The organism is Pseudomonas gorinensis (genome assembly GCF_042015035.1).
Lineage (GTDB): Bacteria > Pseudomonadota > Gammaproteobacteria > Pseudomonadales > Pseudomonadaceae > Aquipseudomonas > Aquipseudomonas gorinensis.
In genome coordinates this window covers 3,707,166-3,731,506 of record NZ_CP167125.1, presented here as the reverse complement: position 1 = coordinate 3,731,506, position 24,341 = coordinate 3,707,166, and the positions used below count along the sequence as shown (strand labels likewise).

Annotated in this window: 20 protein-coding genes and 2 pseudogenes; 15 read left to right on the top strand and 7 right to left on the bottom strand. The window is 59.1% G+C overall.

Features of this window, described 5'->3' with window-relative positions; genetic code table 11:
• The first annotated feature begins 73 nt into the window (after nucleotides 1-73).
• The 8 genes and pseudogenes from AB7933_RS17030 (at nucleotide 74) to AB7933_RS16995 (ending at nucleotide 9,258) form a co-directional block, all read left to right on the top strand.
• Nucleotides 74-1,441, top strand: a complete 1,368-nt coding sequence (locus AB7933_RS17030) for an aspartate aminotransferase family protein (protein WP_023048105.1) — start codon at nucleotides 74-76, stop codon at nucleotides 1,439-1,441.
• Nucleotides 1,442-1,550: 109 nt separating this feature from the next.
• Nucleotides 1,551-3,002 carry an NADP-dependent succinate-semialdehyde dehydrogenase gene (gene gabD / locus AB7933_RS17025; RefSeq protein WP_024075423.1) on the top strand — a complete coding sequence of 484 codons (1,452 nt, stop codon included), beginning with the start codon at nucleotides 1,551-1,553 and terminating at the stop codon, nucleotides 3,000-3,002.
• A gap of 786 nt (nucleotides 3,003-3,788) precedes the next feature.
• Nucleotides 3,789-4,100, top strand: a pseudogene (locus AB7933_RS17020) (endonuclease); the annotation flags it as partial.
• Nucleotides 4,082-5,035, top strand: a complete 954-nt coding sequence (locus tag AB7933_RS17015) for a branched-chain amino acid ABC transporter permease (protein WP_024075422.1) — start codon at nucleotides 4,082-4,084, stop codon at nucleotides 5,033-5,035. The pseudogene AB7933_RS17020 and the gene AB7933_RS17015, both read left to right, overlap by 19 nt.
• A complete protein-coding gene (locus tag AB7933_RS17010) occupies nucleotides 5,032-5,790 on the top strand; it encodes an ABC transporter ATP-binding protein (protein ID WP_023048108.1) in 759 nt (252 codons plus the stop codon). The genes AB7933_RS17015 and AB7933_RS17010 overlap by 4 nt, the downstream gene beginning before the upstream one ends.
• Nucleotides 5,790-6,506 carry an ABC transporter ATP-binding protein gene (locus AB7933_RS17005; protein WP_024075421.1) on the top strand — a complete coding sequence of 239 codons (717 nt, stop codon included), beginning with the start codon at nucleotides 5,790-5,792 and terminating at the stop codon, nucleotides 6,504-6,506. Before AB7933_RS17010 ends, AB7933_RS17005 begins: the two co-directional genes overlap by 1 nt.
• A 539-nt stretch (nucleotides 6,507-7,045) precedes the next feature.
• Nucleotides 7,046-7,438: pseudogene (locus AB7933_RS17000) on the top strand (methyl-accepting chemotaxis protein); the annotation flags it as partial.
• Between the two features lie 368 nt (nucleotides 7,439-7,806).
• A complete protein-coding gene (locus AB7933_RS16995) occupies nucleotides 7,807-9,258 on the top strand; it encodes an aldehyde dehydrogenase (protein WP_023630205.1) in 1,452 nt (483 codons plus the stop codon).
• A gap of 222 nt (nucleotides 9,259-9,480) precedes the next feature.
• Here the strand turns inward: AB7933_RS16995 and AB7933_RS16990 are convergent, their stop codons facing one another.
• Nucleotides 9,481-10,557 (bottom strand): DUF2955 domain-containing protein, encoded by a 1,077-nt coding sequence (locus AB7933_RS16990; RefSeq protein ID WP_078451698.1) that lies wholly within the window; start codon nucleotides 10,555-10,557, stop codon nucleotides 9,481-9,483.
• Nucleotides 10,547-11,608 (bottom strand): HlyD family secretion protein, encoded by a 1,062-nt coding sequence (locus tag AB7933_RS16985; RefSeq protein WP_023663266.1) that lies wholly within the window; start codon nucleotides 11,606-11,608, stop codon nucleotides 10,547-10,549. Before AB7933_RS16985 ends, AB7933_RS16990 begins: the two co-directional genes overlap by 11 nt.
• Before the next feature lie 147 nt (nucleotides 11,609-11,755).
• On the opposite strand from AB7933_RS16985, the gene AB7933_RS16980 reads away from it, so the two are divergent.
• A complete protein-coding gene (locus tag AB7933_RS16980; RefSeq protein ID WP_023629250.1) occupies nucleotides 11,756-12,691 on the top strand; it encodes a LysR family transcriptional regulator in 936 nt (311 codons plus the stop codon).
• 156 nt (nucleotides 12,692-12,847) lie between these two features.
• Nucleotides 12,848-13,075: a DUF2790 domain-containing protein gene (locus AB7933_RS16975; protein ID WP_023629249.1), complete on the top strand. Its 228-nt coding sequence runs from the start codon at nucleotides 12,848-12,850 to the stop codon at nucleotides 13,073-13,075.
• Nucleotides 13,076-13,148: 73 nt separating this feature from the next.
• Here AB7933_RS16975 and AB7933_RS16970 read toward each other — a convergent pair whose 3' ends face one another.
• Complete coding sequence (locus tag AB7933_RS16970) at nucleotides 13,149-14,051, bottom strand: LysR family transcriptional regulator (protein WP_023629248.1); 903 nt, start codon at nucleotides 14,049-14,051, stop codon at nucleotides 13,149-13,151.
• Between the two features lie 127 nt (nucleotides 14,052-14,178).
• Between AB7933_RS16970 and salA the strand changes: the two genes are divergently transcribed.
• Together salA and AB7933_RS16960 are read left to right on the top strand one after the other, a co-directional pair.
• Complete coding sequence (gene salA / locus AB7933_RS16965) at nucleotides 14,179-15,468, top strand: salicylate 1-monooxygenase (RefSeq protein ID WP_024075419.1); 1,290 nt, start codon at nucleotides 14,179-14,181, stop codon at nucleotides 15,466-15,468.
• Between the two features lie 73 nt (nucleotides 15,469-15,541).
• A complete protein-coding gene (locus AB7933_RS16960; RefSeq protein ID WP_023629719.1) occupies nucleotides 15,542-16,888 on the top strand; it encodes an MFS transporter in 1,347 nt (448 codons plus the stop codon).
• Between the two features lie 778 nt (nucleotides 16,889-17,666).
• Here the strand turns inward: AB7933_RS16960 and AB7933_RS16955 are convergent.
• Both AB7933_RS16955 and AB7933_RS16950 read right to left on the bottom strand, forming a co-directional pair.
• Nucleotides 17,667-18,959, bottom strand: coding sequence for a tyrosine-type recombinase/integrase (locus tag AB7933_RS16955; RefSeq protein ID WP_028688854.1), 1,293 nt, complete (start codon nucleotides 18,957-18,959; stop codon nucleotides 17,667-17,669).
• A 277-nt stretch (nucleotides 18,960-19,236) separates the two neighbouring features.
• Nucleotides 19,237-19,428, bottom strand: coding sequence for a hypothetical protein (locus tag AB7933_RS16950; protein ID WP_024075418.1), 192 nt, complete (start codon nucleotides 19,426-19,428; stop codon nucleotides 19,237-19,239).
• Nucleotides 19,429-19,714: 286 nt separating this feature from the next.
• Between AB7933_RS16950 and AB7933_RS16945 the strand changes: the two genes are divergently transcribed.
• Nucleotides 19,715-20,695, top strand: a complete 981-nt coding sequence (locus AB7933_RS16945) for an IS5-like element IS1384 family transposase (protein WP_010466230.1) — start codon at nucleotides 19,715-19,717, stop codon at nucleotides 20,693-20,695.
• Between the two features lie 134 nt (nucleotides 20,696-20,829).
• Here AB7933_RS16945 and AB7933_RS16940 read toward each other — a convergent pair whose 3' ends face one another.
• Nucleotides 20,830-21,558, bottom strand: coding sequence for a hypothetical protein (locus tag AB7933_RS16940; protein WP_305451923.1), 729 nt, complete (start codon nucleotides 21,556-21,558; stop codon nucleotides 20,830-20,832).
• Between the two features lie 640 nt (nucleotides 21,559-22,198).
• On the opposite strand from AB7933_RS16940, the gene AB7933_RS16935 reads away from it, so the two are divergent.
• The gene (locus AB7933_RS16935) at nucleotides 22,199-22,816 is read left to right on the top strand and encodes a CatB-related O-acetyltransferase (RefSeq protein WP_024075416.1); all 618 of its coding nucleotides are present in this window, start codon (nucleotides 22,199-22,201) and stop codon (nucleotides 22,814-22,816) included.
• Between the two features lie 263 nt (nucleotides 22,817-23,079).
• On the opposite strand, the gene AB7933_RS16930 is transcribed toward AB7933_RS16935, so the two are convergent.
• On the bottom strand, nucleotides 23,080-23,829 hold the full coding sequence (locus tag AB7933_RS16930; protein WP_041161206.1) for an SDR family NAD(P)-dependent oxidoreductase: 750 nt from the start codon (nucleotides 23,827-23,829) through the stop codon (nucleotides 23,080-23,082).
• Nucleotides 23,830-23,927: 98 nt separating this feature from the next.
• Here AB7933_RS16930 and AB7933_RS16925 point away from each other — a divergent pair, with 98 nt between their 5' ends.
• The gene (locus tag AB7933_RS16925) at nucleotides 23,928-24,296 is read left to right on the top strand and encodes a winged helix-turn-helix transcriptional regulator (RefSeq protein ID WP_024075414.1); all 369 of its coding nucleotides are present in this window, start codon (nucleotides 23,928-23,930) and stop codon (nucleotides 24,294-24,296) included.
• Nucleotides 24,297-24,341 lie beyond the last annotated feature (45 nt).

Here is a 24,341-nt window from a genome sequence, read left to right as displayed (position 1 = left end):
GATCAAAAGCCGGATGCCTACTTATAAGGCTACTCCCAGAAACCATGCTTGTTAGTCATATTGAGAGCGCCCCATGAACCAGTCAGTATCCTCGCTGCCAGAAAAAGACATTCAGTATCAACTGCACCCCTACACCAATGCTCGCCTTCATCAGGAGCTTGGCCCGCTGATCATCGAGCGCGGGGAGGGTATCTATGTTTATGACGATCAGGGCAAGGGTTATATCGAGGCGATGGCTGGGTTGTGGAGCGCCGCGCTTGGCTTTAGCAATCAACGTCTGATCAAGGCAGCTGAGCAGCAATTCAACACCCTGCCGTTTTATCACCTGTTCAGTCACAAATCGCATCGCCCGAGTATCGAGTTAGCCGAAAAGCTGATCGAGATGGCGCCGGTGCCTATGAGTAAGGTGTTCTTCACCAACTCCGGTTCCGAGGCTAACGATACTGTAGTGAAGATGGTCTGGTACCTCAATAACGCTCTAGGCAAACCAGCCAAGAAGAAGTTCATCAGTCGGGTCAACGGCTACCACGGCATCACCGTCGCCAGCGCAAGCTTGACTGGCCTTCCAGGCAACCAGCGCGGTTTCGACCTGCCGCTTCCAGGCTTCCTGCATGTCGGCTGCCCGCACCATTATCGTTTCGCCCTTGCCGGTGAAAGTGAAGAGCATTTCGCTGACCGCCTTGCCGTCGAGCTCGAGCAGAAGATTCTCGCCGAAGGCCCGGAGACTATCGCAGCGTTCATTGGCGAGCCATTGATGGGCGCTGGCGGTGTCATAGTGCCGCCTCGTACCTACTGGGAGAAGATCCAGAAAGTTTGCCGTAAGTACGACATCCTGGTTATCGCCGATGAGGTAATCTGTGGATTTGGGCGTACCGGGCAGATGTTTGGCAGCCAGACCTTTGGTATCCAGCCGGACATCATGGTGTTATCCAAGCAACTGTCATCTTCTTATCAGCCGATAGCGGCGATTCTGATCAATGCCCCAGTATTTGAGGGCATCGCTGATCAGAGCCAAGCGCTTGGCGCGCTTGGGCATGGGTTCACCGGCAGCGGTCATCCGGTAGCTACTGCCGTGGCCTTGGAGAACCTGAAGATTATTGAAGAGGAGAGCCTGGTCGAGCATGCGGCGCAAATGGGCCAGTTGTTGCGCAGCGGCCTACAGCATTTCATCGATCATCCCTTGGTGGGCGAAATTCGCGGTTGTGGACTGATCGCTGCGGTAGAACTAGTTGGCGATCGCGTGAGCAAGGCGCCGTATCAGGCGCTAGGCACCCTCGGACGCTACATGGCCGGCAGAGCCCAGGAACACGGCATGATTACTCGCGCCATGGGTGATGCCGTGGCCTTCTGCCCGCCGTTAATCGTCAACGAACAGGAAGTCGGAATGATTGTAGAGCGCTTTGCCAGGGCGCTGGACGACACCACTCAGTGGGTTGGTTAGATCAATCCGGGGGAGGAGAGAATTGCTTTTATGTGGCTCTCCTCGGCTTAAATTCATAGCTTGGAAAATAGCTGAGCAGCACTGAATGCAGTCTGCGAAGGAGCACGCCATGCAACTCAAAGATACCCAATTGTTCCGCCAACAGGCTTATATCGACGGAACCTGGTTGGACGCGGACAGCGGCCAGACCATTCAGGTCACCAATCCGGCCACCAACGAAGTTATGGGTAGTGTGCCGAAGATGGGGGCAGCGGAAACCCGTCGAGCCATCGAAGCAGCAGATCATGCCCTGCCAGCCTGGCGTGCACTGACAGCTAAAGACCGCGCCAACAAACTGCGCCGCTGGTTTGAACTGATGATTGAAAACCAGGACGACCTGGGTCGTCTCATGACCATGGAGCAAGGTAAGCCACTTGCCGAAGCCAAGGGCGAAATTGCTTTCGCGGCGTCCTTCCTTGAGTGGTTCGCCGAAGAAGCCAAGCGCGTGTATGGCGACGTAATTCCCGGCCACCAACCGGACAAACGCCTGATCGTGATCAAACAGCCCATCGGCGTAACGGCAGCGATTACACCCTGGAACTTCCCGGCAGCCATGATCACCCGTAAAGCCGGCCCGGCCCTGGCCGCCGGTTGTACCATGGTGCTCAAGCCAGCGTCGCAAACGCCTTATTCGGCGCTGGCGTTGGCAGTGCTGGCCGAGCGTGCCGGGATCCCCAAAGGCGTGTTCAGTGTAATCACTGGCAGTGCTGGCGAAGTCGGCAGCGAACTGACTAGCAACCCGATCGTGCGCAAGTTGAGCTTTACTGGCTCCACCGAAATTGGTCGCCAGCTAATGGCCGAATGTGCCAAGGACATTAAAAAGGTGTCGCTAGAACTGGGCGGAAACGCGCCGTTCATCGTATTCGATGATGCCGACCTTGATAAGGCAGTGGAAGGCGCACTGATCTCCAAATACCGCAACAATGGCCAGACCTGCGTGTGCGCCAACCGCCTGTATATCCAAGACGGCGTATACGATGCCTTCGCCGAGAAGCTGAAAATCGCGGTAGCTAAGTTGCAGATTGGTAACGGTTTGGACGAAGGTATCACCACCGGCCCTCTGATCGATGCCAAGGCGGTGGCCAAGGTCCAGGAGCACATTGCCGACGCCATTAGCAAGGGTGCCAAGCTACTCGCTGGTGGTAAGCCGCACGCCCTCGGTGGCACTTTCTTCGAGCCGAGCATCCTCATTGACGTACCGAATAACGCCGCCGTAGCCAAGGAAGAAACCTTCGGTCCGCTGGCGCCGCTGTTCCGTTTTAAGGACGAGGCCGACGTGATCGCGATGTCCAATGACACCGAGTTCGGCCTGGCCTCGTACTTCTATGCCCGCGATATGGGGCGCGTGTTCCGTGTGGCCGAAGCCCTAGAATACGGTATGGTCGGCGTCAATACTGGGCTGATCTCCAATGAAGTTGCGCCTTTCGGTGGTATCAAGGCATCCGGCCTGGGTCGCGAAGGATCCAAGTACGGCATTGAGGATTACCTGGAGATCAAGTACCTCTGCCTGGGTGGTATCTAAGAGCCCGGCGAATAGGCACGTGATTCTCGCTCAGGCCCCACTTGGCGAGCATCATTAATCTTGGCCCGGTCTATAAAACCCGGGCATGCTACATCGGTTGTGGCGCAGACAAAGATTGACGCGGGCTATTTCTACGTCACCGTCTACTTCTCACGGCTGTTGCCGCGCAACCAGAGTCTGGAGGCCTGTATCCGCGTCGACAGCGCCCCCTGTTCGAGCTAGGTGCCTAACATTTCTAACGATTGAGCGTTGCGCGGAGTCCTACACCTAGGCTCTGCGCCTTTTTAATCCCGCCGCGCTAGATTAGGCGAAGTAATGCTGCCTTCACAGCCAGTCCTGCTGGTATGGATAAAGGTGATATCCATCACCTATGCCATGTTAGGGGCGACGGTGAACTCTCTCTAAGATGGTTTGGTGCGATGATTTAAGGCGCCCCAGCGACCGTTGATTGCATCCAATGTGCTCATTAGCTTTTCTGTTCGAGCTGGCTGTTCCTGTGCGAATAGATCCTGTGTGTACTCATCACGCTTACACAGGTCTAGCAGCAACACTTGGGCTTTGGCATAGCTGAAACCCTCTCGTTACAGCCTTTTGATTCCCTCCTGTGCCGCTGCAATGATCAAACGCGTGTCATCGGTCGGGTAGGGCAGTTGGCAAAGCAGGCCGTTGGCGTACTTACCATCATTGAATTCGCTCGGTCGCAATCAGGCGAGCATTCGGGGCTTGGATCACGATCCCTCCAGTCGTAATAGCCACTGGCAGAAATCTTCAAGCAGAGGCACATAAGGTCGTAAGAACTGCGTAGCTGGTGACCCCGTCTTCCGTGCCATGAAAGTTGACCTGACCAACCGCTATCCGTCAGTCGGTGAGGCGAAGCAACTTCCTTTATGGCATGGTGCCACAGTCCCTTATTACGGAACGTGTAGTACCCGCATTGATTTCGTAGGGCGAGCAGCAGTGCCGCGTGATGAAGTGAAAGGCTTGGTCGCTTGCCCGACCTTCTACACGTAGGATCGCTATGGCATGTCCATGTCCTGTCAGCAACAGCAACAGCAACAGCAACAGCAATTGCTTATGGCTTGGGATCGACAGTATCCTTCCACCTGCAGCAACTGACCCACATCATGATTCTCGCCCTGGTCGCTCTCAGCCTCGACCTGTTGGTGGGCGTGACCGGCATGGTCAGCCTGGCCCAGGCGGCCTTCTTCGGCATCGCCGGCTACAGCCTGGTGTTGTTCGCCCCGGAGTTCGAGGCGGTGAACTTCTGGCTGGCGCTGCTGCTGTGCCTGGGCGTCAGCGCCGCAGCTGCGCTGCTGATGGGCCTGCTGATCATCCGCACCTCGGGCATCTTCTTCATCATGGCGACCATCGCCTTCTCGCAGATGCTCTATTACCTGTTCCACGACTCGGCCTTCGCCGGCGGCTCGGACGGCATCTACCTGTTCCTCAAGCCCGAGGTGGCCATCGCCGGGGTGCATCTGCTCGACCTGGAGAACCCGCGCAGCCTGTTCTACCTGGTGCTCGGCTCCCTGGTGCTGGTCTATCTGCTGCTGCGCACCTTCCTGCGCGCGCCGTTCGGCCGGGTGCTGCTGGGCATCAAGCACAACGAGGAACGGGTCCGTTCCATGGGCTACAACCCGCTGTTCTACAAGCTGGCGGCCTTCGTCATTGCCGGCACCATCGCCGGCTACGCCGGCATGCTCTCGGCCACCCAATACGGTTTCGTCAGCCCCGACCAGGTCGGCTGGCAGCTCTCGGCCCACGCCCTGGTGATGGTCATCCTCGGTGGCATGGGCAGCCTGTTCGGCGCCATCTTCGGCGCCTTCGCCTTCGAGGGCCTGCACCATCTGTTCGCCGGCCTGACCCCGCACTGGGAGCTGCCCATGGGGCTGGTGGTCATCGCCATGGTTCTGTTGCTGCCGCGCGGTCTCGCCGGGTTGCTGCTGCAGCTCTGCGACCGGCGCACAGCCACGGCCTGCGACGCAAGTACGGTATCCACCCCCGACGCGATGAAGAAGGAGGCCGGCGTATGACCGCCCATGTTCTAGAAACCCGCGGACTGAGCAAGGCCTTCGGCGGCCTGCGTGCGGTCAACGACATTTCCCTGAGCGTGGCGCCCTGCGAGGTACACGCGATCATCGGCCCCAACGGCGCCGGCAAGAGCACCATGGTCAATCTGCTGTCCGGCCATCTTCAGCCCAGCGCCGGGCAGATCCTCTTTCACGGCCGCGACATCACCGGCTTGGCGCCCAACCGGGTGTCGCACCTGGGCATCGGCCGCAGCTTCCAGCGCACCAACATCTTTCCCAGCTTCACCTGCCTGGAAAACTGCTGGCTGGCGGCGCAGTCGCGGCTGAAGAACTCCTTTCGTTTCTTCCGCCGCTGCGAGGCCTATGTCGAGGTACGCGAGCGCGCCGAACGGGCGCTGGAGCTTTGCGGCCTGGCCGCCCACCGCGACACCCTGGCCGATGCCCTGAGTTATGGCGAGCAACGCCAACTGGAGATCGGCATGGTACTGGCCACCGAGCCGAGCTTCCTGCTGCTCGACGAACCCATGGCCGGCATGGGCAAGGACGAATCGGCGCGGGTGGTCGAACTGCTCGCCAGACTGTCGCAGCAGTACGCCATGGTCCTGGTCGAGCACGACATGGATGCGGTGTTCAGCATCGCCCACCGTCTCACCGTGATGGTCAACGGCGAGCTGCTGGCCAGTGGCCCGCTGGACCAGGTGCGCAACGATCCGGCGGTACAGCAGGCCTATCTGGGCGACGGCGAGGAGCAATTCTGATGAGCGCACAAGCCCTGGTGCAGGCCACCGGCCTGCACACCTATTACGGCAACAGTCATGTGCTGCATGGCGTCGACCTGCAGATCCAGCCGGGCGAGACCCTGGCGCTGATGGGCCGCAACGGCATGGGCAAGAGCACCACCATTCGCTCGTTGCTCGGCCTGACGCCGGCGCGCCGCGGCGAGGTGCTGATCCGCGGCGAGCGCTGCAGCGGCCGCGCCACCCACCAGATCATCCGCCGCGGTATCGGCTATGTGCCAGAGGGCCGCGGCATGTTCCCCAACCTGAGCGTGCGCGAGAGCCTGATCATGGCCGCCCGCCCGGGCCTGGACGGGCGCCGCGACTGGAACCTGGAGCGGGTGCTGGCGACCTTCCCGCGCCTGGCCGAGCGCTTCTCCCACCTGAGCGGCAACCTTTCCGGCGGCGAGCAGCAGATGGTCGCCATCGGCCGCGCGTTGCTGACCAACCCCGAACTGATGATCCTCGACGAGGCCACCGAGGGCCTGGCGCCCTTGATCCGCAAGGAGATCTGGGACGTGATCCGCCTGATCAAGGCCAGCGGTATCGCCACTCTGGTGGTGGACAAGAACGTCAACGTGCTGCTCGACCTGACCGACCGCAGCATGATCATGGTCAAGGGACGGGTGGTGTTCGACGGGCCCAGCGTCGAGCTGAAGTGCCAGCCGCAGATCCTCCAGGAACATATTGGCCTGTGACGCCGGGGAGACTGACGATGAACGAGAAGACCGACGCCCCTGCCCGAAACTGGCAGAAGCCGCTGGCGGCGTTGCTGCAAGCGACGGCGGCGCTGGCCGCAGCCGGCCTGCTGCTGTTGGACAGCGGCCTGCACGGCCCACTGGCGGCCCTGGCGCTGGCCGGCGTCGCCCTGGCCGGCCTGCTCTACCACAGGTTGCCGCCGATCCTGGTCGAGTTGCCGCCACCAGCGCCAGCGCCAGCGCCGCCACCGGCGCCTGAGCCTGAACCGCCGGTGCTGCTGGCGGCGCCTGCTCCCGAGCCGCCTTCCGACCCTGGCCTGCCGCTACGCGCACCCCTGGCGAAGTTGCTCGAGAGCATCCTGCGCACCGAGCAGGACATGCTCTTCGCCACTGAACTGGCGCGCGCGGGCGGAGAAAAGGTGCAGTTCAGCGCCGCCAGCATCCAGGCCTGCGAGGCGGCGATCCGCGAGCTGGCCGGCTACATGGGCACCATCGATCAGGTATTCGACGAACTGTCGCAACAGTCGATGCGCATCGGCGCCATCGTCGGCAGCATCCAGGACATCGCCAAGCAGACCAACCTGCTGGCGCTCAACGCGGCCATCGAGGCGGCCCGCGCCGGTGAGCATGGCCGCGGCTTCGCCGTAGTCGCCGACGAAGTGCGTCACCTGGCCCAGCGCGCCAACGAGTCCAGCGGCGAGATCCAGCAGATCGCCGGCAGCCTGCAGAAGTCGGCGCAGGAGGCGCGGACGGGAGTCGAACACATCGGCCAGTCCACCAGCACCGGCCTGGAGAAGTCCGCCGCGGCCCTGGGCGCCATGGCAGAGATGCGTGCCGGCGCCGCGGTGCGGCTGGAGACGGTCGAGCGCATCGTTCGGCGCCTGAATGAGCAGCGCACCTTGACCCAGGACATGGTCGAGCTGCTGGGTTAGCGGGCTATCGCTGAAGTGGGCACCTTGCGACCCCATCGTTGTGACGCAGTCTTCGTCAGCCGATTCGACTGGCTGTGGAATCACGATCTGCAGCAAGACCTGAACTTGGCCTACAGCCGTTTAGGCTGGAAAGCGGCCCTGGCCGCATGACTCCGCCATTGCCGTGGACGTGATGCCTTCTCGCCTGGAGTTGGCTCGCAGGGTGGGCACAACGCCCATCTTCAATAGCCGGGTAGCAGATCCGGCTACGCGTAGTCGCGCAATCACTGACGCAGCTGCGCAGCGCAGTCCCATTCTGCGTATGCCCGGAGCTGCCGACTGAATGCGGTCGCGTCACACAATTTTCCTACTGTCTAAAAGGTCTAGAAATGAGTGCACAACTGGTAATCGACAATATCAAGCTGGACGCTACCGGAGGCAAGACGATCCAACGGCTTGACCCTGTGTCCGCCAAACTGGTCAGCACTGCGGCTGCCTGCACCCTGGAAGACGCAAAACGGCTCGCGGCCTCATCCGAGCGAGCATTCCGCAAATGGTCCAAGACCGGACCGACCGAGCGGCGTCGTCTCCTGCTCGCAGCAGCGGATGTCCTCGAGGCCAAGATGTCGGAATTCTGCCGGATCATGGCTGAGGAAATTGGCGCATCGCAGCTCTGGGCGCAGTTCAACGTAGGTGCATCGGCGAATCTGCTGCGCGAGGCTGCAGCGCTCACTACTCAAATCAAGGGTGAGACGATTCCAACCGATAAGCTTGGCGCTTTCTCGTTGACGCTTCGCCAGCCGGTGGGCACCGTGCTGAGCATTGTGCCGTGGAATGGGCCGGTGATCCTGGGGGCTCGCGCTATCGCGTATCCGCTGGCGTGCGGCAATACCGTGATCTTCAAAGGCTCGGAAAACAGTCCTCGCACTCATGCCCTTGTGGCCGATGCCTTCATTGAGGCAGGCCTGCCGGCGGGTGTGCTCAATTTCCTGATTACCGCGCCCGAAGACGCATCGGCTGTCACCGAAGCGTTGGTGGCCCACGATACCGTGCGCCGGGTCAACTTCACGGGCTCCACCAAGGTCGGCCGCATGATCGCCGAAACCTGTGCGTCCCATCTCAAGCGCTGTTTGTTGGAGTTGGGTGGCAAGGCTCCTTTCGTAGTGCTGGAGGATGCCGATATCGACGGCGCAGTGAATGCCGCAGTATTCGGCTCGTTCCTGTATCAAGGGCAAATCTGCATGTCGACCGAGCGTTTCGTGGTCGATCAGCGTGTTGCCGACGAATTCGTGAGTAAGTTTTCCGAGCGAATCGGCAAACTGGAGCTTGGCGACCCCACCGCATCTCCGACCTGCGTAGTCGGACCGGTCATCGCCCAGGGCTCGGTAAAGCGGATCAACCATCTGATCGAAGATGCGCTCGGCAAAGGGGCTGTCATCGCCGCGGGCGGTATCGCCGACAGTGCCTTGATGCAGCCCACGCTAGTCGACCGCGTGACCAAGGACATGGAAATCTACGACGAGGAAACCTTTGGTCCTATTACCACGATCGTTCGTGTCGACGGGGCAGAGGAGGCGTTGGAAGTGGCCAATGACACGGCTTATGGCCTCTCATCTGCAATTTTCAGCGCCAATGTCTCCAAAGCGCTTGAGCTGGCAAGTCGGTTGGATGCAGGTTGTGTCCACATCAACGGCGCCACCGTACAAAACGAAGCGCAGGCCCCCTATGGTGGTATGAAGCAGAGTGGATACGGCCGTTTCGATGGAAGCGCTGTGATTGACGAGTTCACAGAAATCAAGTGGGTCACTGTTGAGCCATCTGATCAGCCTTATCCCTTCTGATGTTTCGGGGCCGGCGGAGCAAGTGGATTCGCCGGTTCACGCGCGTTCGCATCATTTCTCCCAGATGATCGTAAAACGCTCGGATCCACGGCCAAGCGCGTCTTGCCGCGAAAGTGTTGCACGCGTGATAACAAATTGTAGCGGTGCGCGGTCGCCGGCTTTGTGTACGAGCAGGAAAAACGCGCGCTGATCTGACAATCGCCGTGGCCGCAGCTGTTGGCTTCAATGGCTGCTGTGGCGAGTAGTGACAAAGCGGTTGAGCAAGCGGTGCACCATGAACACGACGAACAGGGTCAACAGCACCGAGACACACACCGAACTCAGCCGGTAGAGGGTCGCAAATATGATGTCGTGGCTGGGCGTAAGCGACTGGCCGAACAGGATGGCCAGGGTGGTCAAAGCGCCGAAGCCGACGCCGGGCACCCCCTTTTCCAGCATGTGCCAGCGCGCGCAGACCATGGCGGCGATCCATAGCAGCAGGGCGACCAGCGGCAGTAGGTCGTGGTGATCATAGAGCAGCAGCATGATCAGCAGGGCAATCACGCAGCCGAGCAGGGTGCCATGCGCACGGGTACGGCCGGCGAAGCGTGAGCCGTTCCAGTGCATGGGAAACAACAGCAGGATGCTGGCGACCTGAGCCGACAGCGAGTCCTGCAGATCCAGGCACTGGAATACGCTGAACGACAGCGTCGCCACCGTTGCCCCGAGCAGTGCCTCGTGGCGCCGACTGGCGCGGTCTTTGGGCGGCGGCGTGCGTGCGGGGCGCGGCTCGCAGTCGGGAAACAGGTAGAACATCAGCACGGCGATCGCTGCGGCCAGCACGATGGCCAGGCCATTGCTCCCAAGCATGGCGATGACGTCGGTGTGCGGGTAGCTGGCGAAGTTCAGCTGGATCGACAGAAATACTGCGCCGAGGGCGCCGAACAGGAAGTTCGGGCCGCTGGCCATCAGCGCGAAACGGTAGAGAAACAGCAAGAACACCAGCGGAATCATCAGCAGCGGTCGGCCGCCGAACAGACCGTAGAGCAACGCGACCTCCAGGCTGACGACCAGTCCCTGGGTGAAGAACTGGCGCATCAGGTGGGCAGTCAGGCGCGGCACCAGGCCGAGCAGTAGCATCGGATAGACGCAGAAGAAGGCACCGTACTGCAGGTCGAACAGCTTGCACAGGACAAAGGCCAGACTGCCGCCAGTGGCGATGCGCAGACACTGGCGCAGGTCGTTCTTGCCCAGTGACAAACGGGGCGCTGTGGCCCTTTCGGCAAGTGTGTGTGCCGCCGCGGAGGGTTCAGTAGACATAGTGCAACCAACTGATCAGGCGGATCTGCAGCGTAGCGGCGAGGTTCACCAGCGGGTTGTCGAAGGGCTTCAGCTGAACCGTGGCCTTAGCCCCGGTGGGCAGCAGGAACGGCAGCTCTTCATCGAGTGCCAGGTGCACGCGTTGTCGTTGCGCGTCGCGAACCCAGCGCTCGGATTGCGCGGGCGTTGCCAGCTCGCCGTTGGCATCGATCTGGCCTTCCCGGACTCCGGCGTCGAAATGACTGACCCGGGCGCTGAACAGCTCGCCTGGACGGGCGTCGAATACGACCACGGCTGGGGTGTCGACGCCGATGTAGCGCAGGGACTTCTCGCGGAAGTCGGCGATGATGTCCAGGCGGTCCTCGACCAGAGCGGCCACCGGCGTTCCTGCCGCGACGAAGGTGCCGGGGGTGAGCTGCAGGTTGCTGAGCACGCCGCCACGTTCGGCGCGAACCTCGCTGTAGTCCCGCTGCAGGTGCGCCCGGAGCAGTGCATTGCGGGCTTGGCGTAGCCGTAGATTGGCACCGTCGGCGCCGCCGCGACGGGCCTGCAGTTCACGGACTCTGGCCTGCGCCGTACGCAGTTGGGCCTGGGCCATCAGATGCTGCGCTTCGGCCGCATCGTAGGCCTGGCGCGAGACATGCTGGCGTTCGAGCAGGCGCGACAGGCGTAGGGCCTGAGCGCCCGACTCGTTCGACTTGGCTTGGGCCGCGCTGACCTCGGCACGGGCGGCGGCCAGCAGGGCATCGAGTTCAGTGTTGTCCTGGTGTGCCTGTTCGAGCGCCAACTCGGCCCGCTGCACCTCCAGCTCGAATGGCTGCGGATCGAGGCGAAACAGTAACTGGCCAGGTTGTACGTACTGGTTATTGCTCACCGCCAGCTCACTGACCTGGCCTGCGACCCGCGGCGCGACCTTCAGTACCGGTCGGGTCAACTGCGCCTGTGGTGTCAACGGCATGCTCAGGTCGGCGGTTAGGAAGTAGATGAAGCAACAGGCTAGGGCCGAGATAGCGATTTGAACCCAGCGGGCAAATCGTTGATCGGGAGTCATGAATACCTCGGTTAAGCAAAGCGTCGGGGGACGGGCGCACGCTGGAAAGTCCGGGCCGGCCCGCGAAGGCGGCAGTATATTTCCCATGCTTTCATGCAAAAATAGCCGTCTTATGCAAAGAACACTTACTAAATAGGTAACAGTCAGATGGATGTTTTTCAGGCAATGCGGGTGTTTACTCGCGTGGTGGACGCGGGCACCTTCACGGCTGCTGCACAGACGCTGGGCTTGTCCACCGCGCAGGTGTCGCGGCAGGTGTCCGAACTCGAAAGTCATCTGCAGGCACGCCTACTGCAACGTACCACCCGCCGGCTGGGGCTGACCGAGGTAGGCAGCCGTTACCTGGAGCGCTGTCGGCATATTCTCAGCGAGCTGGAAGACGCTGGCGCCGAGGCCGGTGGTGCCTACCTGATGCCCAGGGGGCGCCTGCGGGTGCACGCGATCACCGGTTTGGGCACCCATCTACTTGCACCCTTGGCCGCCCGCTATAGCGAGCTCTACCCGGAAGTGAACCTTGAGCTGACGCTCTCCCAGCGCCACCCTGACCTGCTCGAGGAGGGGCAGGATGTGGTCATTACTCTGGCCCGGGAGTTGCCCGACTCCGAACTGGTCGCTCAACTGCTCGGCACTACCTACAGCGTGGTCTGTGCGGCGCCGAGCTACCTGGGGCAGCACGGTATTCCGATGACTCTCGACGAGCTGAGCCAGCATCGCTGCCTGCGCCTGCTCGACCCGGTTTTTGGCGACAGCTGGACCTTTACCGACAACGGCGTCGAGCGGGCGATCCGTCTGGGAGAAACATTTCAGGTCAACGTCGCCGAGGCGATGGCCCAGGCGGCAGGAGAGGGTATGGGTATTTGCGTACTGCCGGACCTGATAGCGGCCAAGGCCTTCGCACAGGGCCGACTGGTACGCCTGCTGGCCGAACATCGCCTGCACGAGCGGGGTATCTATGCGCTGTACCCGTCGCGGCGCTTTCTCGATGCCAAGGTGAGAACCTGGGTGGAGTTCCTCAAGGAGCAATTACCCCTGGTATTCCGCGGTAATCGAACCCTGGTGGAAAACCCCACCTATTGGGCGTGACCCTGGGAGCAAACCGGTGTGGCCAGGGTTGATGCCCTGTCGCTTAGCGCTCTTCGATTATTACGCTAAAGGCAAAACTACCTTGCCTGGAGTTCGCTGTTTCTTGCCGGAACCACTCCTTAAGCTGATGCTCATCGAGTCATTACGAGGTGCAGCATGAAAGCAAGATACTGGATGATCGGCGTGACACTTGTCGCTCAGTGGGCAGTCGCCGACGATGCGCAGCCATACCATTATGGCCAGGCCATGGATGTCGCCAGGGTCATTTCGATCGAGATGCCTCAGGGCTGTGAGGTGGGCGAGGCGACCATGGTCTATGAGGATTCACACGGCGAGATCCATACCCTGGTGTATCTGCGCCAGGGCGAGAGCTGCGTGTATTGAGTCCGTCGCAGGACTCGGCAGTCAGCCCGATCCCTCATGGCAGGCAATGGGCTGTCAGGCACTTCGGGCGCCGTCAGTCCGCAAATAGCTCGAACATCAGTTGCCTGAGCCAGCGGTTGGCGGAGTCTCGGTGATACTTGGCGTGCCAGAACAGGTTGATATCGATTTCCGGTAGCTGCACGGGGTGGGGCAGGGCCACCAAACCGAAGGGCTGGACGCAGCACTCGGCAAAGCGCTCGGGTACCGTGGCCAGCAGATCGGTGCGCTGGAGAATATGGCCCACAGCGACGAAGTGCGGCACTTCGAGACGGATGTCCCGCTCTATCCCCAGACGCGCCATGTGTGCGTCCACTTCGCCGTGGCCGGTGGTGGCGGCGATGACCCGCACATGACCGTGAGCGCAGAAGCGCTCCAGCGTGAGCGGCTCGCTGGTGACGGGGTGGTCCTTGCGACACATGCATACGTAACGATGATGGAACAGACGGCGAGTGAAGAAGCCTGCCTGCAGGTGTGGCAGCAGGCCTACGGCGAGGTCGACGGTGCCGCTCTGCAGCGCCTCGATCAGGGATACGGAGGTGTTGCGCACGGTACTGATGCGGCAGCCTGGTGCCAGGCGGGAGAGGGCATCCATCAGGCGCGGGGTGAAGTAGATTTCACCGATATCGGTCATCGCGATGGTGAAGGTGCGTTCGCTGGTTAGCGGGTCGAAACTGTCTTGGCGACTCAGCGCCTCGCGCAGGGTATGGATGGCCAGCGACACTGGCTCAGCAAGTTGCTGGGCGTAGGGGGTAGGCTCCATACCCTGATAGGTACGCACGAACAGGTCGTCCTGCAGGGCTGTACGCAGGCGCCTGAGGGCGTTGCTCACGGTGGGCTGGGTCAGACCCAGGCTTTCCGCGGCGGTGGAGACGCGGCGGTCGATCAGCAACTGGTTGAACACCACTAGCAGGTTCAGATCCAGGTCGCGCAGGTCCATGGTCTGCCTCATAGGTTGGTAGGAATATTCAGGTTTGAAATAGTTTGTATGCAGGCTGCGGTATTTATCAATATTTCTCGTGCGCCCATGATGACTTCACTCCAACAACAACATCATGGGTACAAACATGATCACCAAGCCTGCCCTGCGTATCGGCATCATCGGCGGCGGTATTTCCGGCGTCGCCCTGGCACTGGATCTGTGCCGCCATTCCCATCTCGACGTCCAGCTCTTCGAATCCGCACCGGCCTTCGGTGAGGTGGGAGCGGGCGTTTCCTTCGGTGCTAACGCGGTGCGAGCCATTGCCGGTCTCGGCATTGCAGAGCCTTACGCCCAGGTTGCCGATCGCACCCCCGAGCCCTGGCAGGACGTGTGGTTCGAATGGCGCCGCAGCGTCGACGCCGGTTACATTGGCGCGAGCGTGGCTCCTGGCGTGGGGCAGTCTTCGGTGCACCGGGCGGATTTCCTCGACGTGCTCGCCAGCCGACTGCCGGAGGGCATTGCCCGATTCAATAAGCGCGCCGTGGGCGTGGAGCAGCACGGCGATGAGGCCTGTGTGCGCTTTACCGACGGTAGTGAATATCGCGGTGACTTGCTGATCGCCGCCGATGGCATCAAATCGGCTATTCGTGGCCATGTCCTCGAGGGTATCGGGGCCCCGCCCGCCGTGCCGCGCTTCAGTGGTACCTGCGCCTACCGTGGCATGATCGATAGCCTGCACCTGCGCGAGGCCTACCGTGCCGCTGGCGTTGACGAGCACTTGGTGGACGTGCCGCAGATGTACCTGGGCCTGGATGGCCACATCCTTACCTTTCCGGTTAAGCGGGGGCGCATCATCAACGTGGTGGCCTTCGTATCTGACCGCAGTCAGCCCGCGCCCACCTGGCCCGAGAATTCGCCCTGGGTTCGTCAGGCCAGCCAGCGTGAGATGCTCGACGCCTTCGTCGGCTGGGGCGATGCTGCGCGAATCCTGCTGGAGTGCATTCCCTCGCCAACCTACTGGGCTCTGCACGACCTCGCCGAGCTACCTGGTTATGTCCACGGCCGTGTGGCGCTGATCGGCGATGCCGCCCACGCGATGCTGCCGCACCAGGGCGCCGGGGCAGGGCAGGGGCTCGAGGACGCCTACTTCCTCGCCCGCCTGCTGGGAGATGTTCAGGTGAGTCGCGGCAACCTCGATGAGTTGCTGGCTGCCTACGACGCCTTGCGCCGCCCGCGTGCCTGCCGCGTGCAGCGTACCTCCTGGGAAGCCGGTGAACTTTACGAACTGCGTGACCCGGCAGTGGGTGATGACAAACAGGCGCTGGGAGCTACCTTGGCTAGCCGCTTCGACTGGTTGTGGAACCACGACCTCGACGCTGACGTGCGAGATGCCCGCGCTCGACTAGGTTGGACAGCCCTGAGCCACTGCGCCTAGTTGCGCGTCGTTCTACCGGAATCGGCCTCGATGCCGGTTCCGGCTCTATAACAATGACAAGAAGAGCTATGCCATGCGTGATATCGACGTTTCCGCCCTGCTTGACGGGGCCCGCTTCAATACCTTTCACGGGCGCGTGCTGTTCTGGTGCGCGCTGATCATTATCTTCGATGGCTATGATCTGGTTATCTACGGCGTGGTGCTGCCGTCGCTGATGCAAGCCTGGAACCTCTCTGCGCTGCAGGCCGGTCTGCTAGGCAGCTGCGCATTGGTGGGCATGATGCTCGGTGCACTGTTCTTCGGCCCACTGTCGGACCGGATCGGGCGCCGCAAGACCATCATGACCTGTGTGGTCCTGTTCAGCGGTTTTACCGTGATCAACGGATTCGCGCGCACTCCCGAGGAGTTTGCCATTTGCCGCTTTTTCGCCGGGCTTGGTATCGGTGGGGTGATGCCCAATGTGGTGGCGCTGATGAACGAGTACGCGCCGAAGAAAATCCGCAGCACCCTGGTGGCGATCATGTTCAGCGGTTACTCGGTGGGGGGCATGCTCTCTGCGGGTCTGGGCATGGCGTTGATGCCCAGCTGGGGCTGGCAATCGGTGTTCTTCGTGGCGGTTGTACCGCTGCTGGTGCTGCCGTTGCTGGTGCGCCAGCTGCCGGAGTCGTTGAACTTCCTGCTGCGCCAGGGGGAGGTCGAACGCGCCAAAGAGCTGCTGGCCAGGGCAGAGCCCGACTACGTGCCCAAAATGCACGACCGGCTCAATCTGGCAAAGGGGCAGGCGGGCAAGGTGGCCATCTCCCAGTTGTTCCAGGATGGTCGCGCACTGAAAACGCTGATGCTCTGGGTGGCCTTCTTCTGCTGCCTGCTGATGGTCTACGCCCTGAGTTCCTGGCTGCCGAAGCTTATGAACGCTGCCGGCTACGGCCTCAACTCCAGCCTGGCGTTCCTGCTGGTGCTGAACTTCGGCGCCATCTTCGGGGCAATCGGCGGCGGCTGGCTGGGAGATCGCATAGGCCTGGGTCGGGTACTCCTGGCGTTCTTCGCCACCGGTGCGCTGTCGCTGAGTCTATTGGCGCTGAAGTCACCGCTGCCGGTGCTCTACCTGCTGATCGGCGTGGCCGGGGCCTGCACTATCGGTACGCAGATCCTCGCCAATGCCTGCGCCGTGCAATTTTACCCCGCGCATATCCGCTCCACTGGTCTGGGCTGGGCGATGGGAATTGGCCGTATTGGCGCCATCATCGGCCCGTTGCTGGGCGGAGCTTTGCACGCCGCGCAACTGCCGTTGCAGGCGAGCTTTCTGGCGTTCGCGCTGCCGGGGCTGGTGGGCGCCGCCGCCATTATGGGTTTTCTCTGGCACCGGCCGGGTCAGGTCTGCACGCTGATGGAGAAACCTCTGGAATCGACTGCCGGCTGATCCACTGCTATCAGGAACTGAGCACCGCACCCATGTCGGGTGTGGTGCTCTGGTTGACCGCTCGCAACCGGCATATGGAACCACCATGGTCTCGGCTGCTATAGATGCCGATCCGCTGTGCGTAGTCGGATCCTAGGCTAGGCGTTGGATCATGAGAAAGCCTTGAGACTCGAAGCGGCTGCCAACTCGATGGTTAGCAGGTGCTGAGGCGCCGGTCATCACATCCATACTTTTCAATGAACGTGACGGTTGCGCTGCACGTAGCCGTACTGACAGATCTTGAGCAGATTAGCCGGATCATAATCAGGACGCCCCGTACGATGAGACCGGGCCTTGTCGAACCCCAACGCCTGAAGATCGCAGCCTGCGAAATGGGTGGGTGAAGTCCTGCACGGGATTATCAAAGCACAGAGAGTCATCGCTGCCGGCCACCAGTTCTTCACTGCCGCGAACATCGAGAGGCTGGTACATCTCGGAGCCAAGTACAGCACGAAGGCTGCAATGATCGACGATCTTCGAGACGGTCGCTGAAGACCAGTAAGACCAAGACCTCAGCGATTTCGGACGCATCTCCCGTGATGACTTTTTCAATGACGACGGAAGCGCGACCTCCTGATTTCTTGCTGGCGCAGAAACGCGCCAGCAAGCAGATGGCATGTCCGCGAGTCGAGGTCGAGCATGCGCTGGTTGCATAACTCACCCATCACCTGAGCCAAGGAAAATTTTCTCGTTCTCAAGCTATGCGCGATGGCTAAACAAGTGTGTGTTTAATGGGCGTCTAACGTCTGATTGGAAGGCTTTTCACCGAGTGTGCCCGTTGTTCGTCCAGCGAGTTGTAGTACGTATTTTGGGTAGTGCTGAGACTATTGTGACGAAGGTCAGCCTGGAGGTCCTTCATCTCTCGATATGGTGCATCAAAGGTTGCGGAGGTGTGGCGTAACCAATGCAGTGAAGCTGAACGCAACTGGTCTATTTCGTCATCGCTCCAGCCTTCCTCAGCCATACGCCCCATAGCGCGATCAAATAGCCCTTGGAGCAGCAGGCGAATATGTCGATCAGATAGCCCACCACGCCCCTTCAGGGAACTGATCAACGGTGTTTTCTCGTGGGCAGATGGCTGGGGGGAGAGCTGTAAATGCTGGCGATAGCGTATCAGGTAGTTCTGGATGTATTCGTCGCGGATGCTGATCTTGGCGGCCTTGTTGCCTTTGCCCACCACATGAAACCACCAGTTGCCCATGCTATCGCGGCGGATGTCGCCCATGGTAGGCGTCCAGTTGTCACGCCCGACCAGATCGGAGACTCGCAGGTACATGGAGAACAGAGTCGCAACGATGAACAGAGTGCGTTCGTGTGTCGGGTCGGTCGCGGCCATCTGCTCGGCAGTCTCGATCACGTAGCTCCACTGCAGCGGAGTCAGGGAACGTGACGCCACATCCAAGGTGTTGCGTTGCTTGTAGATGGATTTCTGTTTTACCGCCCGGAAGGGGTTCACCTCGGTGAGACCCTCATCAATCGCGTGTTGGAAGAAGCTGCCGCAGACTGCGAATACCTGAGCCACCGATCCCTGGGACAAGCGGTAGGGACGGGAGGGAAGGGCGGCAACGGCCTCTTCGGCAATCTTGCGTTCGCGCTTGGCCACAGTGTGACTGAAAGGTCGCCATTGCAAATTGACGATGTAGGTGTCCGTGTCGAGCTTCTTGCGACCACCCACGCGCAGGAAGCGGGACTTTACGACCGGACCTATCCAGTCGGCGGGCGGGTTGAGGCAGAACTCCATGAAGGCCTCGGCGTCCCGGCGACGCAGTTCAACAAGGGGCTTGACAGCCACCAGTAGGGACCAGAGCAGCAGCCGCTCGACGTGGGTTCGATAGGAGTTGAACGTGGCTTCGTTGCCGGCGTAGGACTTCAGAAATCCCCGAACGGCGCGATAGCCCTCGACGGCCTGGAGCTCATCGGCACAACCATGGAGGAAGTCCCGAACCGCTGGAAGCTCGCCATTGAGGTGAAGAAAGTTGAGTTCGTGGAAGCGATCAAAGGTCTCGAAAAGCGGCTGGGGATGCTGCGACATGAAGTGGTTCAACCTGGGCGAATGCGTCTATATCGGTCTTTCAGCGTAGTATAGAGCAATATCCGGGTCTGGTGATTATCGGATATTGCTTAGATTTCTCCGATCAATCCTCGCTGTCCTTCTTAAAATCTGTAACCCCATGATCCTTACAAATAATACGTTTAATAACATGCAGTTACGATTGGAGTCGGATTTTTAAATGGGAGAAATGAGTCTGCCGGGCGTCCCGCCAGAGAAGCTTATAGGCCAGGAATTTAAGCTAGCGGGGAACGCTCTATCAACCATAATACCTTCCATAGGTATAAGCCAAGCTGAAAATGCCTAGATATTTCTGCAACTCGGCAGGGCGGAAGCTTTGCGCACGAATCTTTGCGCCGCTTTCTTTCAAAAAACGCATACTGCCACCAAGCAGGATATTCCAGTGCTCACCGCCTTTGTCTGTAGAAGTAATGCTTGCATGAGCTTTCATAAGCGCTTCTTTAACAATGCTTCGTATTTGTCGCACGGAAAGACCGGGGCGCCCGTGACTAGCCTCCAAGATAGGGATTTCTTCGTTCTGCTCTGGGAACGGGGGTAGTCCTCGGCTTTTTCGATAGCGTCTCAAGTAGGGCAGGAACTCTGGAGTGACTTCAACTTTCCTTAGCAGCCGACCTGGCGCCTCTAGTATCAACCACCATCTGGCATCGTCTAGGGAAACTCTGAAAAAGACTTTCTGATTTGGCAAAATACCGCGACCCCACCCACCGAGTTTCCCGATGAAGCAGATGACCTTCGCCGACGCCGAGTACGCTGGCAAGCGCAAGCAAACCCGCAAGGAGTTGTTCCTGATCGAGATGGATCGGGTGGTGCCGTGGAAGGGCTTGATTGCTTTGATCGAGCCACATTATCCGAAAGGTGAAGGTGGCCGTCCGGCCTACCCGTTGATGGCGATGCTGCGTGTGCATCTGCTGCAGAACTGGTTCGGCTACAGCGATCCAGCGATGGAGGAAGCGCTGTACGAAACCACGATCCTGCGCCAGTTTGCCGGGCTGAACCTGGAGCGCATCCCCGACGAAACCACCATTCTCAACTTCCGCCGCTTGCTGGAGAAACACGAGCTGGCGGCCGGCATCCTCGCTGTCATCAATGGCTATCTGGGCGACCGCGGCCTGTCGCTGCGCCAGGGCACCATCGTCGATGCAACGCTGATCAATGCGCCCAGTTCGACCAAGAACAAGGACGGCAAGCGCGACCCGGAAATGCACCAGACCAAGAAGGGAAACCAGTATTATTTTGGCATGAAGGCCCACATCGGCGCCGATGACGAATCGGGTCTGGTGCACAGCGTAGTGGGCACGGCGGCCAATGTGGCGGATGTCACCCAGGTGGACAAATTGCTGCATGGCGACGAAAACGTGGTCTGCGCCGATGCAGGCTACACCGGTGTCGAAAAGCGGCCCGAGCATGAAGGACGTGAAGTTATCTGGCAGGTGGCGGCACGCCGCAGCACCTACAAAAAACTCGATAAGCGCAGCGTGCTGTACAAAGCCAAGCGCAAGATTGAAAAGGCCAAGGCTCAGGTGCGCGCCAAGGTCGAGCATCCGTTCCGGGTAATCAAGCGCCAGTTCGGTTACACCAAGGTGCGCTTTCGCGGCTTGGCCAAAAACACGGCGCAACTGGTGACACTGTTCGCTCTGTCGAACCTGTGGATGGCGCGCCGACATTTACTGACGAATGCAGGAGAGGTGCGCCTGTAATGCGGGAAATGGCCACCGGAGTGGGGTCCGGGTGGCGAAAACGTAAGAAATACTCGTCGAATTGATTGTTTTTTGATCATTTGGCGAGTTTAAAAGTTGCGCTAGGTGGTATGCCGGGGAAATACATGGCTACTTCAGACCATCCCTAGAACAAAGCAATTCATGCATGGGCAGTAGTTATCAGCATTTGCAAGGTCTGCAGCATGCAAACACATAAGAGTCGTTGCTGCTATTATAAAAAGAGCACGCTCACCAGCAGGATCACCCAGCGCATGAAATTCTAGCGCTTGCAGAACCTGACCTAATTGCTCGGAAGTTAAATATCGTTCCACAGGGTAAGTAGCGCGCATTCCTCTTCCATAGAAAGTTCGTGATGATATAGCTGGATTTATCGCTATCACATCTTCCTCGCAGAGAAAACCATAAAATGAACTACAAACGCTACGAATGAAACGCAAGGTTTCCACTTTAGGGCTGCGCGCCCCTACATCTTTAGATGCTCGAATATTGAAAGGCCGCCATGATTCATTGAAAACCGAATTACCATCGACTTGAGCGAATCTAGCGGTTGTAGAAAATCCAACCCAATTTGAAGGTGGCATCTTGCAAAAAGTAATAAAATTCGTAAACGTCTCTTTATCTAGTGTCAGTACAGTTTTTTCGGCGACAATCCAGCTCCATAGGAGCAAACGTTCAACGAATGTTCGGTAATTATTAAAGGTTCCAAGCGGGTGACTATGATATGCAAGAAAGCGGATAGCGCATTTTAAGTCCGTTTCTACATCAAGATTAGCGGAGAGACTACTGAGGAAGGCTTCGATGCAGGGGTAGCGAGCGTAGTACAGCCCGAGATCGAGAGACATACTTTCGGGACCAGCAAGGACAGGCCGAGGGTCTATGACTTTTGACATTGACGATCCCATTGGTCTAAAAGGAAGTCACGAGTACTCTTGAAAAATAGCACAGTATTTAGTCTTCTTTTTAGGCTTTTTAAACAGGCAAAAGCCTCATCAGGATTCTCCTTTTTTAACCGTTAACGAGGGGGGGCAAGGGAAACCTTGACAGCGGAGAATGCTGCATCTCACTGATATCTTGGTATTTTTTTTAATCAGTCATTTTCTACTTTTTCATCAGGCGTCACACCTGGGGTTGGCGGGAGATTGGCCAGTAACCTGGCATGACATACAATTTAACATAATATACATTATGCGTAATGCTATGCTGCGTATTGAGGGACAATGCCCACCGGATTTCAGCAGGCAAACCCCCTCTTGGCCGTCGGCCAAAACTGCGTCGTCTCAAACCTGAGCGAAACCGCCATCCACGAACATTTCGCTCCCGGTCATAAAGCTGCTTTCTTCCGAAGCCAGGAACAATGGATTCTGGCTTGAGGTGCGCACTAGGCCGAAAAAACAAACCATCCATTTCACTTGCTAGCTTGCAACCCAGCTTTTCATTCTTCAGGATAACGTCCCATTCCAACGTCTGAATAAGGTTCTTCCCATGAAGCTACTGCGCATCTGGCGTGAGCGTCAGGAACGCAAAGCGCTGCGTGCACTGCCGAAGCTTGAGCGTGCAACACACAAACTGCGCAACCGTTATCCGCAATTCAGCTTTGGTATTGGCACCTATGGCGATCTCAAGGTACATGACTGGAATGAAGGAACGACATTGCGCGTAGGCGCTTATACTTCGATTGCCGGCAACGTCGAAGTGTACCTGGGCGGTCATCACCGCATCGACTGGCTAAGCTGTTATCCGTTTCCCGCCAAGGTCGAAGAAGTTGCCTATATTACTGACTTTGGCGGCAGCAATGGCGACGTGGTGATCGGCAATGATTGCTGGATCAGTTCACATGCAAAGATCCTTTCGGGTATCACCATTGGCGACGGCGCCGTTGTGGCGGCCGGCTCGTTGGTGACCAAAGATGTGGCGCCCTATTCAATAGTAGGCGGAAACCCGGCCAAGTTTATCCGTTGGCGTTTTGATGAGCCTGTTCGCCAGGTTTTGGAACAATCCGCCTGGTGGTATTGGCCTGAGAGCGAGGTACGTAGTGTCGCGCATCTGCTGTGCAGCTCTGATATCGAGCCGTTTATCGAGTACTTAAAACAACGTCAATAAGATAACTCGCTCTTGGCTATCGAGCGCTTTAGCCTGGATATACGTCATATGAACCTTCGATTGCGCTGCAGCATGGACGTTATAGCTAAATCCAGCGCCGGGAGCTTCGCAATTTTCCCGGTACTGGATTCGGCCTTATCAGGCCGCAAGTACCATAACGTCAGCGTCATTATGCGTAATACGATGTTACGTATTGAGGGACAATGCCCACCGGATTTCAGCAGGCAAAACCCCTCTTGGCCATTGGCCAAACCTGCGTCGCCTCAAACCTGAGCGAAACCGCCATCCACGAACATTTCGCTCCCGGTCATAAAGCTGCTTTCTTCCGAAGCCAGGAACAATGCCGCGGCGGCAACTTCTTCCGGCTTGCCGATGCGGCCCAGTGGCAACTGCGTGATCATACCGTCGACGATCGCATCAGCCTGGCCCGTTGTGGCCAATGCCGAATCCAGGCCAGGTGTCGAGATCGGTCCTGGCGAAAGCACGTTGATGCGTATGCCCGTGCCTTTCAAATCCAGCGCCCAGCTCCTGGCGAAATTACGCAGCGCCGCCTTGGTGGCGCTATACACGCTGAATGCCGGTGTCCCCATGCTTGCCGTCGTCGAGCCGGTCAGGATCACCGAGCCGCCCGCGCTCATCAGCGGCAAGGCCTTTTGCACGGTGAACAATGTACCTTTGACGTTGATACCAAACGTGCGGTCAAAAGACTCTTCAGTGATCGATCCAATGGGCTGGAAATCCCCAAGCCCTGCATTGGCGAACAGGATGTCGATCCGCCCCTTGTCTGCCTTGATTTGCGTGAAAATACGCTCAAGGTCGTCCAGCCTGGAAATGTCGCCCTGGATCGCAACGGCGTCGTGGCCGATGAGCTGCAACGCCTTGTCCAGTTCCGCCTGACGGCGTCCCACGACAACGACCTGTGCACCTTCATCAGCGAAACGTATGGCAGCGGCCAGTCCGATGCCGCTGTTCCCGCCGGTAATGACTGCAATTTTTCCGATGAGCCTGTTCATGATGGTTTCCCAAGAAAAGTTGAGGCCCAACTGTAGATCCGCGCTTTTAATTTGAATAGTATGCACCTTTTGGTAAGTACCCATCAGTGAGCACGATCATGGCCAATAACGCTTTCAGTTGCGGGCTCGACGCGGCCCTTGCAGTCATCGGCGGGAAGTGGAAACCGCTGGTTCTTTATCATCTGGCGAAGGATGTTCACCGTTACGGCGAATTGAGACGCGCCATTGGCGGTGTGACCGATAAGGTATTGATCCAGCAATTGAAAGAACTGGAGCGCGACGAAATCATTGCGCGTATGGACTTTCAGGAGATACCGCCCAAGGTCGAGTATTCCCTCACGCCTTTCGGGCAATCCCTGGCCACTGCGCTGGGCGCGCTGTGCGCCTGGGGGACGGAGCATATGGAAACGGTCGAGCGCATCAGCGAGCGAAGAACAACCGCCCTCGCCCAGCCTTCAGTTTCCTGACGTTACCCAACTCAACTAAATGACTATTTAGTTGAGTTAAATCAA